This is a genomic window from Streptomyces sp. TRD_SC_5 (assembly GCF_056836825.1).
The window spans coordinates 788,278-801,212 of record NZ_JBWZZS010000001.1 but is presented as its reverse complement, the minus strand read 5'-3'; the positions used below and the strand labels follow the sequence as shown (position 1 = coordinate 801,212).

The following is a 12,935-nucleotide window of genomic DNA, read 5'->3' as shown; positions in this document are numbered from 1 at the left end:
GCCCCGCCGAATATCCAGCGGGGCTTCGTCGCGTGGCAGTCTACGATGGCGTGCATTGTCCGGTGGGGGCAGCGTTGTACTCCGGCTCTCCGGTTTCGAGCACTCGGAGCAGGGATGCGGTGACGACACGTGTCGTACGGCCGATGCGTAGCACACGGCATGGGAACTCCCCGCGGTGGACGAGGTCGTAGCCCTTCGCGCGCGAGAACCCCAACGCCCTGGAGGCGTCCTCTACGCTCCCTGTCCCGTCCCAGGTGGCGCGGATACGCGTAGGACTGTATCGGGCGCCCTGTACTCCGTTAGTTTGTACGTGTATTTCGATTCTCCATTTCTAAATGTCGGACGCACAGAAGTGTGGCTGGAACGCCTGTGGCGAGTGAACAGAGCAAGGTGTTGGGTCGAAAATTGGTCAAGACGGCGGTGACCCAAGTGAGGTCGCCAGGCATCCTGCGCTGAGCCGCATATCGATGGCAGGCCAATCCGGCGCAGTCTCTTTCCCGGTTCGTCCGAGATGCGATATCTCATGTGGCCTCTAGCGCGCACGGTACCTGTCCCGCAGCAGCTCCGTGGCGGTGCAGATCGCTAACGGATACGCGACGAGTTCCATTTATGGGTCTCGGTGATGCCTTTCGACGTACGGGCAGGTCGTGGCGGTGAACTATCAATGATGCGCGGGATCGACGGTTTGGGCTAACCGGCGATCCCACGCTATGTTCCCCCGCTCTGACGTGCCGGCGATCAATGTGTGCGGCTGACTGCGGGGCGGGCCGTGGCTGCCCGGGATGACTGGCGGCGTGGTGCCGGGGCTCGTCCTGAGTTCGCGGGCAGTGGCCTGGGACTGGCGAGTGCCGGTCCCGGGGCGAGGTTAAAGCCGCTCTTTTCTATTCAGGCTCTTATCATGCGCGGCGCACATTTGGGTTTGATAGACGACCGACGCAAGTTGTCACTATTCATGCAACTGTCGGCACGAGGCTGGAGGAAGTCCGAGCCCGTAACTGTCCATGCGGAACAGCCAATGCTGATGTGGAAGCTACTCGCGGCAAAGTATGGCCGAAAGGGCATCTATTCCCGAGCAGGTGACCCGCTTGGAATCCAAGCCCACGTCCTACGGAGTATTGCCCCCGAACCGGTAGCTGCCTAGCCGCTGCTTTGACGGCTGGTCACGCAGGAGCTACGTCGACAGTCCGGTGGACGCGCGGGGCACGCACCACGGAGCTAGTTCCCATGCCAGCGTCCTCTTTGACGGGACGCCGACGGTGTCCCCATGCTAGACGGTCCCGAACCTGCGGCGTGTTCCAGACCGAGCCTCTCGAATAGCAACGGACCGGGGGAGTGGCGTACTGCAAGGCTGGTCGATATGCGCGCGAGCCGCTTTGTGACGCTGTGGGTTGCGGCAAACGGCGGCGGGAGCCTTTGCGGCGTCAGATGCGGCCGGTCTCGTGGGCCCACATGGCGACCTCGACGCGGTTTCGGGCGCCGAGCTTTCGCATGAGGCTGGCGAGGTGGGCTTTGACGGTGCTTGGGGTGATCTGGAGCTCGTTGGCGATCTCATTGTTGGTGCGGCCTTGGGCTACAGGCACGAGGACTTCCTCCTCGCGGGCGGTGAGCGGTTCTATCGGCTGCCTTGGTGGTGGGGTCTGTGCGTGGGCGAACGCTGCGAGCAGTCGGACAGTCACGCTGGGTGCGATCAGTGCGTCTCCGTCGGCGGCGGCGTGGATGGCCTGGGTCAGCAGGGCGGGTCCGGCGTCCTTGAGCAGGAACCCGCGGGCGCCGGCTTTGAGCGCCCCGTGGACATACTCGTCGAGATCGAAGGTGGTGATGACCACGATCGGCAGGGGATCGGTGACGTCGGGGCCGGCGAGGCGTCGGGTGGCTTCGATGCCGTCCATCAGCGGCATTCGGATGTCGAACAGGCCGACGTCGGGGCGCAGCTGGAGCGCCAGGCGGACTGCCTCGCGCCCGTCGGCGGCCGCGCCGACCACTTCGATGTCGGGTTGGGCGTCGAGCAGCATCGTCAGCCCGGTGCGCACGATGGGCTGGTCGTCGGCGATGAGGACCCTGATGCTCATCGTGGCGTCCCGGTTCGGGGCAGGACCGCCTCTACCCGCCAGCCCCGCTCGGCGGCGGGGCCTGCGTGGAAGGTGCCGCCGAGCAGTGAGGCGCGTTCCCGCATGCCCACCAGGCCGTAGCCTGCTGGGGCGCGGCCGCCAGCGGCGGAGCCGTCGTCGTCGATGGTCAGCCGTACCTGGTCGGCGTCGCCTGTGACGGCGACGGTGACCTGGGTCGCGTGGCGGGCGTGCCGTCGAGCGTTGGTGATGGACTCCTGGGCTAGGCGGTAGATCGCGGCCCCGACCGCCGGGCTGAGGTCGTCGAACTCGCCGAATAGCGTCACCTCGACGCAGGGACGCGTCTGGCCATCGGTGGCGAGCTGCTCGACCTCGGCCACGCCGGGCTGCGGCGCGAACTCGGTGTCCTGCGTGGCGCGGAGCACGCCGACGATGGCGCGCAGCTCGGTGAGGGTGCGGGTCGCTGCGTCCTCGATGATGGCCAGGGCCTCGATGGCACGCTCGGGGTGGGAGGCCGCGATGGCACGTCCTGCTTGGGCCTGGATGGCGATGCCCGAGACGTGGTGGGCGACGGTGTCGTGGAGTTCACGAGCGAGCTGTTCGCGTTCGCGGGCCTTGGCTTGGTCGATGTCGCGGATGAGGATCTTCGTGTGATAGCGGATCGCGGCGCCGAGCGCGGCGGCGAACAGGAAGAACCCGTATGCTGCGACCGAATCCGCCAGGCTGGTGGTGTCGGCGACGTTGGTGATGGCCAGCCAGAGCAGGATGACGCCGAGGCCGCTTGCGGCTTCCCGACCGGAGCCCCACCGGAACAGGGCGTAGGCCAGGATCAGCGCCGCGGAGATGCTGTTCAGCAGGGCGCCTTGCGACCCGGTGAGGATTCTGACGATGTCGACGATCGTCAACGTGCCGAAGGAGACCGCAACCGCGACGAGCGGGTGCGTGCGTCGCCACAGCAGGGGGCCGAGGACCGCGAGCACCGCGAGTAGCAGCAGCGGGCGTGGCGCCAGGTCCTGGCGAAGCACCACTTCCAGCAGGGACCAGCAGATCAGTACTGCGACCAAGGCCCAGTCCCGCGGCCTCCGGTCCGGGGCATTCGTGGGTCGAGGTTCGGCCCACAGCGAGCGGAGTGCGTTGGTGGCCATCTGATCAGCCTAGGCGGCCCGCGTGCTCGGTGTATCCGCCGAAAGTACAACAGCTCGGCTGTGCCAACGGCCAGGTCGAATCAGGCTCCGCGGCTGATGTGCCCGCCGCCGGCATCCGTGAAGGTGGAAGCACCCACCCAATCAAGCCAGGGAGCATTGTGATGAGAACGCCTCAACCCCGTACCGCACTAGAGAATCCGCCGTCCCAGAGCACGCTGGAAGATCTGCGCATGCCCGTGCAGGCCAAGCTCGCAGCAGCATGGACCAGCTTCATGTTCCTCTACATCTACGTCGACTACCTCGCCCTGTACAAGCCCGGCTTCGTCGACGACATCCTGGCCGGCATCGTCCACGAGTTCGACATCGGTCCAACCTTTGTCGCCATTGCGCTCACGCTCATGGCCATCCCGATCCTCATGATCCTGCTCTCCGCGACACTGCCCGCCCGTGTCAACCGCACCATCAACCTCGTCGTAGCAACGCTCTACATCCCCGTCTCGATGTTCAACGCGGTAGGGGAGTCTTGGACCTTCTTCTACTTCTACGGCCTCTCCATCGGACTCGAGGTGCTGCTCCTGGCCTTCATCCTGCGCTCCGCCTGGACCTGGCCACGCCGCATCGCATCACCGGCGACCCTGGCAGCCAGCCTCGACAGCGAGCCACTCCGCAGGCCGCAGCAGGCGTGACTGCCCGCCCCGCGCCCGACCATCCTTCGCTCGCGCCACCCGCGGGCACGGTCCATTCAGCGATGACCTGATGGTCATGCCGGTGTGGCGATGCTCCAGGGATCGCCCAGAAAGGCGTTGCGTAGGGCTGTGAAGACCTCGACGCTGTGGGCTTCGGCCGTGGCGATGTAGGAACGGACGCGGCAGAACGCGGTGAGTCCTCGCATGCTGCGCCAGCTCCCGCTGATCTTGGCTTGGAGCTTGGCCATCCTGATCGCCTGCTCGGCTGGGTTGTTGGTCCACTCGACGTGGAAGTCCAGGGTGAAGTTGAGGACTTGATCGACTCGCTCACGCATCCGTTTCGCCAGCTTGTAGGCGTCGTGGCTGCGGCCGGCGGTCCCGGGGGTGTTCGCGTCGATGCCCTGCTGCGCGGTGTTGAGATACAGATCCCGCAGGCTCTGGCTCGTGTTCGTGGACAGGCCGGCCGCGCCCTGCGTGATCGCGGTGTCGACGGTGCTTCCCGCGCGAGGGCGGAGTGGACGTCGCTGTCGACGGCTTCGCGTATATCGTCACCATCAGGCAGGAGTTCCCGGAGTCCACGGATCCGGAGCGCTCCGCACGTCTCGTCGTGGAGCTTGCCCATGGTCTGACCGGTCGGCCCGGTCGCTGGCGGGATCGGAAGAGCCGGACGCTTGAAGAAGCCTTGGGCGTGATCGTTGGAGAGATCGAGGCACGAGCTGTCGAGGACGCTCGGCGGCGGCGGGATGAACAGCAGGCCAGGGCAGGACGCGAACTTCGTTGGCAAGCAGCCATGGACGTGGCGAAGGAACAAGCTGTTCGCGAACAACTTGCCCGGGTGCTACGCGAGGAGGCCGGGTGCTGGCAAGAGGCCGCTGCCCTCAGTGCGTACTGCATGGCATTGGAACGTCGTATCGGCGAGTTGGACGGCGCCGTGGACGACTCGGCTCTGGACTCGGCTCGACGCTGGTTGGAGTGGGCAAGGGGGTACGTTAGGTCGATAGACCCCTTGAGCGGGCTTCCAGAGATGCCGCACACGCGTGAACCCACGCCGGAGGACTCAAGCCGCACCTCAGGGGATGGAGCCCCTACGGACCGGAACGGCGTGGCTGAGGGTGACGTGAGCGGGCTCGGCTGGCCCTGGTGTGGCGCGATGGTGTATTCGTGGTAGTTCTCTCGTGGTACCCCGGCCGCCCCACCGCGGTGTCCCCGGCCCGCGACGCCCGGACGCTGTCGGGCACACTCTCGGTAGCGTGGTCTGTGGCCGCACGCATGCCGAACATGTGATGACTGCTGGGTCCACGTGTTGTCGATGACTCATCATGTGGAGTGCGTGGCGATCCTGGAGCCGGTTAAGTAGGGCGCCTGACCTGCGGTTTTGTGGGTGCGCGTTATGGGCGGTGTGGGCGTTTCAGACGATATCTTGACGCTGAAATGACGCTCGTGACGCTCGTTGATCTTGCTTACTGGCGGTAAGCCAGGCCGGTGGGCAGGTCGGGGCTCTGCTGAGACTCGACCGGACCGGGACTTGTCGAGGGCTTCGGGGAGCCTGTAGCTGCGTTGGCACAGCTGTGATGCCGGAGTCTTGCCATTCGTCAGCGTGCGCCTGGATCTCGATGTAGGCACCGGTGGTCAAGGGCTTGGGGTCGTTTGTGGGCAGCCGTCTCGACAAGGTCATCGCCACCATTGACAGCGACCCTCACATGCGCACTCAGAAAGCCGACGAACTTCGTGCTGATACCGGGTTCAAGCAGGCCGAACGCGTCCGGAGGATGGAGATCCAGCCACCCCGCCATGCTACAACTGGGGCATGACGGGACGTTTTGGTCGCTCCTCGGGCTCGTCGTCCCGGGTACTCCCCGGGATGATTCCACGGTCGACGTCCGGTGGGAATCAGCAACCGGGGCGACGCCTGCGCGCTCTGCTGGGCGTGCGCAGCCTCGCCGGGCAAGTGTTCTGGCTGCAGGTGGCGGTTGTGGTACTGCTCGTCATCGCTGCCGCGGTGGCTCTTGTATTGCAGGCCCGGCGCGACAGTGACAGCGAGGCGCGCCAGAGGTCACTCGCCGTCGCCGTGACGTTTGAGCAGGCCTCAGGAGCGGCAGAAGCGATCGGCAGTCCCGATGCGACTGCGCAGCTTCAGCCGAAGGTCGTGGGAGCCCTGAAGGGCACCAGCGGCGCGTTCCTCGCGGTGTTCGACAAGGACGGGGTCCGCATCGCGCACACCGACCCGAGCAGGATCGGCAAGCGCGTAACCGAACCCGTCGACGCGCGGTTGCTGGCCGGCGAGACAGTGACTACTACCATCCCGACATCCGCCGGCCCTTCTGTGGTGTCGACGGTTCCCGTTATGAGCGCCGACGGCGCATTCCTCGGTGTTGTGGCGGCCGGGATCACGACCGAGCGGGTACGCAACACGGTGGACCGCCAGATGCCGGTCCTGCTGAGCGGCGCGGCCGGCGCCCTGGTCGTAACCGCGGGTGGCACAGCGCTGGTGAGCCGACGGCTTCGGCGGCAGACCCGTGGCCTTGGGCCTTCTGAGATGACGCGAATGTACGAGCACCATGACGCGGTGCTCCACGCGGTACGCGAAGGCGTGCTGATCGTCGCGGCGGACGGGCGGCTGCTGCTGGCCAATGACGAGGCGCGCCGGCTGCTGGATCTGCCGACGGATGCCGAGGGGCGGCACATGGGGGAGCTGGGCCTGGAGGCCGGCGTGACGGAGCTGCTCGCCTCGGAACGGGCCGCCACCGACGAGGTACATCTGGCGGGTGATCGCTTGCTGGCGGTGAACAAGCGGCTCACTGCGGGGTACGGAGGACCGGTCAGCAGCGTGGTGACGTTGCGGGACACCACCGAACTGCGGGCATTGGCGGGCAGGGCCGAAGTGGCCCGCCAACGCCTGCAGTTGCTCTACGAGGCTGGGGTGCGGATCGGCACCACCCTGGACGTGGTGCGCACCGCCGAGGAGCTGGCGGAGGTGGCTGTTCCCCAGTTCGCCGACTTCGTCACTGTCGAGCTGCTGGAGCCGGTCCTGCGCGGAGAGGCACCGGCCGGCAGCCGCATGCGCCGCGCTGCCGTCTTCGGTGTCCGTACCGACCAGCCCCTCCATCCGGTGGGCGAGCTGATCAGCTGGGACCCCAATACCCCAATGGCCGTCGGCGTGGCGGGCGGCCATGCCGTGCTGGAGGCCGACCTGGCGGCCGCCGAAGGCTGGCGGGCTCAGGATCCCGAGCGTGCCCAGCAGGTGTTGGACTACGGCATTCACTCGCTCGTCACGGTGCCGCTGCGGGCCCGCAGCGGCACCCTGGGACTGGTGAACTTCTGGCGCCGAGACACCTCCGAACCGTTCGACGACGAGGACGTGTCCTTCGCCGAGGAGCTGACGGCCCGCGCCGCCCTGGCCATTGACAACGCCCGCCGCTACACGCACGAGCACACCTTGGCGGTCACCCTCCAGCGCAGCCTGCTGCCCAGCGGCGTGCCCCAACAAAGCGGCCTGGAGGTCGCCTACCGCTACCTGCCCGCCCAGGCAGGAGTGGGCGGCGACTGGTTCGACGTCATTCCGTTGCCCGGCGCCCGGGTGGCCCTGGTCGTCGGGGACGTCGTCGGCCATGGCCTGCACGCCGCCGCCACCATGGGCCGACTGCGTACCGCTGTGCACAACTTCTCCACCCTCGACGTGCCGCCGGACGAGCTGCTCGGTCACCTGGACGAGCTCGTGATCCAGATCGACCAGGACCAGGCGGACGAGAGCGACGACGTGTCGGTCACGGGAGCGTCGTGCTTGTACGCCATCTACGACCCCATCGCGGGCCGGGTCACCCTGGCAAGCGCCGGTCACCCCGGGCCCGCGCTGGTTCACCCCGACGGCCACGTCACTTTCCCGGAGGTGCCCGTCTCCCCGCCCCTGGGCCTCGCCGGCAGCCTGCCCATTGAGAGTGTCGACCTGCAGCTGTCCGAGGGATCCCGCCTGGTGTTGTACACCGACGGCCTCATCGAGGGCCGCCACCGGGACGTGGATGCCGGTCTGCACATGCTGCACACGGCTCTGGCCACGGCCGGGGCGGACCCCACCGCGGAGCAGACCTGTGCTGCCGTACTGGAGGCCATGCTGCCCCAGCGCCCCAGCGATGACATCGTCCTCCTGGTGGCCCGCACCCGGCTTCTCGCCCCCGACCAGGTCGCCGCCTGGGACGTGCCCACAGACCCTGCGGCCGTCGGTCCCCTCCGCGCCAACTGCGCCCGACAGCTGGACGCATGGGGGCTGGGGGAGCTGGCGTTCGCCACTGAGCTCATCCTCAGCGAGCTGATCACCAACGCCATCCGGTACGGCGCCCAGCCCATCCGGGTCCGGCTGCTGCACGACCGCACTCTGGTCTGCGAAGTCTCCGACGGCAGCAGCACATCTCCCCACCTGCGTCGGGCGGCCACCACGGACGAGGGCGGACGCGGCCTGTTTCTCGTGGCCCAGTTCGCCGATCGATGGGGCACCCGCTACACCCACAACGGCAAGGTCATCTGGGCTGAGCAACCCTTGCACGGCGGCGCCGGCGCCGCCGACGACGTCCCCACCGAGGCTCTGCTCGACCAATGGGATGACACAGCGTGGTGAGATGGGCCCGGCTGTCCCGTGACCAGCGGATAAGTTACGAAACACTGTGGCGCACCCCCACGAAATGATGTCCGCGCGCTTGTCGGCACCGACGCGTCCCGATCTCTAGGTGGTTGGCCGCGATCCGCTCATCCAGCGAGCAGTGGCGCGCGATCTCTGCCACGAGTCTGCGGCGGAGGCCCGGACCTGCTGAGGCGGGACCGTGATGGTGGTGAAGTTCCTCCGGACCCGGGCCATGTCCGCGATGATCAGGGGCGTCCTCATCCGTCTTTCCCTCGCCGCGGAGCCCTCAGCCGCCCGGCTCACCCTCCGGCCGGCACATACATGATTTGCTGGTCGTGTGCGGTCTCCAGATGTCAGGTGGCTTCGCGCCGCTCTGCCTGCGGCTCCTGGTAGGCGCGTAGTGACGAATTCATCTTCAGCAGCATTTCGTTGAGTTCGTCCACGGGGTCGGAGTCCAGGACGACCGCACCGCCGGCGCCGATGGACAGTTCGTCCCCGTGGCGGATTGCCGTCCGGATAGTGATGCTCAGGTCGGCTGTTCCGTTGATCGAGAAGTAACCGAGCGCCCCGGAGTAGATTCCGCGGGCCGTGGTCTCCAGTGAGTCGATGACTTCCATGGTCCGCACCTTGGGTGCTCCGGTCATGGAGCCGCCGGGGAAGCAGGCGCGGGTGCATTCAACTGGGGAGATATGAGGACGGAGAGTGCCGGTGATCGTTGACACGAGCTGATGGACCGTGGCGTACGTTTCGGTTTCCATGAGGGCCGGCACATGCACGCTTCCCGTCATGCACACACGCCCGAGGTCATTGCGGATAAGGTCCACGATCATGAGGTTTTCGGCACGGGTCTTCGGATCCGTGGTGAGCGCGTTCCTCAGTGCCTCATCCTGGGCCGGGTCGGTTGACCGTGGGGCGGTACCTTTGATCGGCTTGCTTTCGACGGTTCCGTTCTTCTGCACCCGTAGAAATCGTTCCGGGGAGCTGCTGAAGACGGTTACTTCATTGGCTCGGAGCAAAGCCGCGAAGGGGGCAGGGTTAAGGGAGCGCAGACGGCGGTAGAAGTCGAGGTCCCGTCCCCGAAAAGGAACTCGGAGACTGTTCGTCAGGCAAACCTCGTAACTCTCACCCGCGACGAGCTGCCGTTGGCACGCCTCGATGTCGGACAGGTACTGGTGTGGGCTGCGGGACAGTTCGCGAGCGGCTGCGGTCTCCCCTTGCGGAGTCGCCGTTGTTTCTACGGCACTGTCCGGAGTGGGCAGCAGGGTCGCCAAGGTCGTCAGAGTCGTGTCCACCCAGTCAGCTGCGTTCTTACGCGCTGCATCCCCGACCTCATGAATGGCCACCGCGTGAGTGGAACCGGTGGCGTGGTCGACTACCACGAATCGGTCGGAGAAGAGCCAGACTGCGTCCGGGGTGTCGGCGGAGTGCCTGTTCTTCGTCGGGCTCGTGATCGCCTTCAGCTCGTAGCCGAAGTAGCCGACGTACCCCGCGGTGAAGTCGAAGGGCAACTCCTCACTCTCGAAGCGGATTGCGTCGAGACGTCGCTGCAGCACTTCGAAGACATCGCCTGGCTCCTCGGTGTGTGTGGCGTTGCTGTGCGCTATACGCACGAAGGGGTCGGTCACTCGGTAGGTGAGCACTTCGCCGAGTGGGCCGGCTGCGTCGCCGAGGTAGGAGTAGCGGGAGAGCCCCGACTCGACCCGGCTGCTGTCCAGCCAGAACGCGTACGTGCTTTCGCCGTACAGCGCACGGTACGCCGCTTCTGTGTCGACCGTGGTGGGCAGGGTCCGCCATGTGCTGCCGAGCGTTCTCGCCCGTTGGGATGCTGGTGCCCTCGACGTGGAAGAAACGAGGTCGACCGTTTCTCTCGTACGCGGGGGCGTGAGATCGCGGAAGTTTCCGAGCAAGCGCAATCCATGCTCACTCGCAATGGATTCAGGGTGGAACTGGACCCCCCACTGTGGTAGGCGGCGATGCCTCAGCGCCATGAGGACTCCGTCTTCCGCCCATGCCGTGGCCTCTAGGTCGCTCGGCATGCGCCCGTTCACACAAAGGGAGTGATAACGCACGGCTTGGAAACCCTGCGGTATTCCTCTGAACAGTGCACTTCCGTCGTGCTGGATTCGGCTGAGATGTCCGTGCCTGGGCTCGGGAGCAGGATCCACCGAGGCGCCCGCCGCATGGGCGATGGCCTGGTGGCCCAGGCACACGCCGAGCACCGGCAGGGTGGTCTGCCTGACGATCGTCAGAGAATGCCCCAGGTCCGAGGAACGCTTGGGTCGCCCGGGCCCCCGGGAGATCACGACGTTGTCGAACGCGTCCAGTTGGTTGACGCTCCAGGAAGAAGCGTCGTTGGTGATGACAACCGGTTCCTGTCCATTTACTTCCGCGAGGAGCTGCCACAGGTTGTACGTGTACGAGTCGTAGTTGTCGACGAGAAGGATTCTCATACCGATCCTATGGACTGAATCCGAACTCCGTGCCTGACCTCAAGGTGAGCAATGAGAGAAACTCTTGGCGAGAGGGCGGGTTGTCGATGAACTTCCCGCGCAGCGCCGATGTCACCATCACGGCGCCGGCTTCTGAATGCCTCGGATGGAAGGGGATTCCCTTGAGCATCACCATCCCGGTGGTCTCCGGCGAAGGTGACCGCGAGATGCCGACGCGGATTCCCTCGCGCTGGGCTCGCCCAGGGCTTCGAGCAGCTCATGCGTCGTTGCGTACTGCGGTATCGACTGCTGAGGTGATGGCGCTGAGCGTGGGGTCGGTGCCCAGGAGCGTGATGTCGATGTCGCTTCCGGTACTCCGGTTCAACTGCGTGACCAGTCGCATCAAGTCCAGCGAGGTGCCGCCCAGTGCGTAAAAGCTGTCCTGCGAGCTGGGTCGGTCTATGTGGAGAAGTTGTTGCACCGCTTGAATGACCAAGGAGGAGCTCGGGGATTCCGCTGCGCCGGTTCGGGGGGTGACGGCCGCTGGTTCCGGGGCGGGCGGAGGCCTCAACAGCGCGAGTGCCCGGCGGTCGAGTTTGCCGCTGGGGAGCAGGGGCAGTTCCGGCCTCAGGACCAAGCTGCGGGGGTGCATGGGGTTGGGAAGCCTGGACTCGAGGAAGTGGTGCAGTGCAGCAAGGGTGAGACCCGTGTCCGGGGTCTCGGGGACGACGTGAGCCGTGAGCACGGGCTCGCGGTCGCCATGGCCGGGTGGAGCGGCGACGACGGCGGCCGACCGGATCGCTGGGTGTGATTCCAGGGCTCGTTCCACTTCCAGGGGAGATACGCGGAAGCCGTTGACGTTGACCTGGTCGTCCCTGCGGCCCGCGGCGTAGTACACGCCGTCGGCCCCACGCCGCGCGAGGTCGCCCGTGTGAAGGAGGCGTACTGGCGTTCCGTCGGGTGCGGTGATGGAGGTGAACTTCAGAGAGGTGCGCGTGGGGTCCTTGAGGTATCCAAGGGCGAGAGAGGGGCCGCTGACGTGGAGTTCCCCGATTTCGCCATCGGGCACAGGGTTGAGGTTGTCGTCGAGCAGGTGGACTTTGGCGGCCGGGCCGGGGACTCCCAGGGGCACGCGTCTCCTGCTTGTTTGTCGGGTGTACGGCCAGGTGAGGACGGCTGCTGAGCATTCGTTTTGTCCGTAGACGTTGCGCAGTTTCGCAGCGTGCATGGCGAGAAACCGGGAGGCGAGTTCCGGGGTGAGGGGTTCCGCACTGCAGTGGACCAGCCGCAGGCGGTCGGCTTTACCGAAGGCGTCCTGCTCGACCAGGAGCTTCAGTAGTGACGGTGTGACACACAGGACGCTCACCGCTTCTTCGCGCGTGAGCCGGGCGAGGTAGGCGACGTTGCGGTGGCCGCCGGGTTTGGCGAGGACCAGGCAGGCGCCGGCGGCCAGCGGCAGGTAGAGCTCCGGGATGGTCCGCATGGACCCCATGGGAGCCATTCCGAGCACCCGATCGTGCGGTAGTGGGCCGTCGTCGGCGGAAGCGGGCAGCATGGTGGTGCCGGCAGAGCGGTGTGAGTGCACCACGGCCTGTGGGTGGCCCGTCGAGCCGGAGGTGAAGAAGATGAACGCGGGGGAGTCCGCGTCCACAGCCGGGTGCCCGCCGGTCTCCTCCTGTTGTTCGGAACTCCAGTCCTCGGCTGTCACCGCAACGACAGGGGTGTCCTTGGGCAGTACCTGGTGGGGGAGGCCGGCGTTCGTCGTAGCGACAACGGCCCGGGGAGCAGCCGTTTCGACCATGTGCCGCAGCCGGTCGACTGGCTCGTTGGGATCGACCGGGACGCAGACAGCTCCGGCCTTGAGGGTACCCAGAAGCCCCGCGACGCCGTTCGGCGTACGCTCGGCGAGGATCATGACGCGGTCCTCCGGTCCCACTGCGACCGCGGCCAGTTTTCTGCGTATCGCCTGGGCCGCGTTGTCCAGTCCCCAAAGGTGA

8 protein-coding genes are annotated in these 12,935 nt (G+C 66.4%); 2 read left to right on the top strand and 6 right to left on the bottom strand.

Going from position 1 to position 12,935, the window contains the following annotated elements; translation table 11 throughout:
* Positions 1–40: 40 nt before the first annotated feature.
* From AC1P0E_RS03750 to AC1P0E_RS03740, 3 genes are all read right to left on the bottom strand, one after another.
* On the bottom strand, positions 41–265 hold the full coding sequence (locus tag AC1P0E_RS03750; protein WP_482745642.1) for a helix-turn-helix domain-containing protein: 225 nt from the start codon (positions 263–265) through the stop codon (positions 41–43).
* 1,156 nt (positions 266–1,421) lie between these two features.
* Entirely contained in the window at positions 1,422–2,069 is a 648-nt protein-coding gene (locus AC1P0E_RS03745) for a response regulator (RefSeq protein ID WP_482740717.1), read from the bottom strand.
* Positions 2,066–3,211, bottom strand: a complete 1,146-nt coding sequence (locus AC1P0E_RS03740) for a sensor histidine kinase (RefSeq protein ID WP_355267136.1) — start codon at positions 3,209–3,211, stop codon at positions 2,066–2,068. The genes AC1P0E_RS03745 and AC1P0E_RS03740 overlap by 4 nt, the downstream gene beginning before the upstream one ends.
* A 230-nt stretch (positions 3,212–3,441) precedes the next feature.
* Between AC1P0E_RS03740 and AC1P0E_RS03735 the strand changes: the two genes are divergently transcribed.
* On the top strand, positions 3,442–3,897 hold the full coding sequence (locus AC1P0E_RS03735) for a DUF6326 family protein (RefSeq protein ID WP_482740716.1): 456 nt from the start codon (positions 3,442–3,444) through the stop codon (positions 3,895–3,897).
* Between the two features lie 74 nt (positions 3,898–3,971).
* Here the strand turns inward: AC1P0E_RS03735 and AC1P0E_RS03730 are convergent, their stop codons facing one another.
* Positions 3,972–4,295: an IS66 family transposase gene (locus AC1P0E_RS03730; RefSeq protein WP_482745641.1), complete on the bottom strand. Its 324-nt coding sequence runs from the start codon at positions 4,293–4,295 to the stop codon at positions 3,972–3,974.
* A 1,463-nt stretch (positions 4,296–5,758) separates the two neighbouring features.
* Between AC1P0E_RS03730 and AC1P0E_RS03725 the strand changes: the two genes are divergently transcribed.
* The gene (locus AC1P0E_RS03725; protein ID WP_482745640.1) at positions 5,759–8,506 is read left to right on the top strand and encodes a SpoIIE family protein phosphatase; all 2,748 of its coding nucleotides are present in this window, start codon (positions 5,759–5,761) and stop codon (positions 8,504–8,506) included.
* Between the two features lie 356 nt (positions 8,507–8,862).
* Here AC1P0E_RS03725 and pabB read toward each other — a convergent pair whose 3' ends face one another.
* Both pabB and AC1P0E_RS03715 read right to left on the bottom strand, forming a co-directional pair.
* Positions 8,863–10,959, bottom strand: coding sequence for an aminodeoxychorismate synthase component I (gene pabB, locus AC1P0E_RS03720; RefSeq protein ID WP_482740715.1), 2,097 nt, complete (start codon positions 10,957–10,959; stop codon positions 8,863–8,865).
* A 256-nt stretch (positions 10,960–11,215) separates the two neighbouring features.
* Positions 11,216–12,922 carry a non-ribosomal peptide synthetase gene (locus AC1P0E_RS03715; protein WP_482745639.1) on the bottom strand — a complete coding sequence of 569 codons (1,707 nt, stop codon included), beginning with the start codon at positions 12,920–12,922 and terminating at the stop codon, positions 11,216–11,218.
* Positions 12,923–12,935 lie beyond the last annotated feature (13 nt).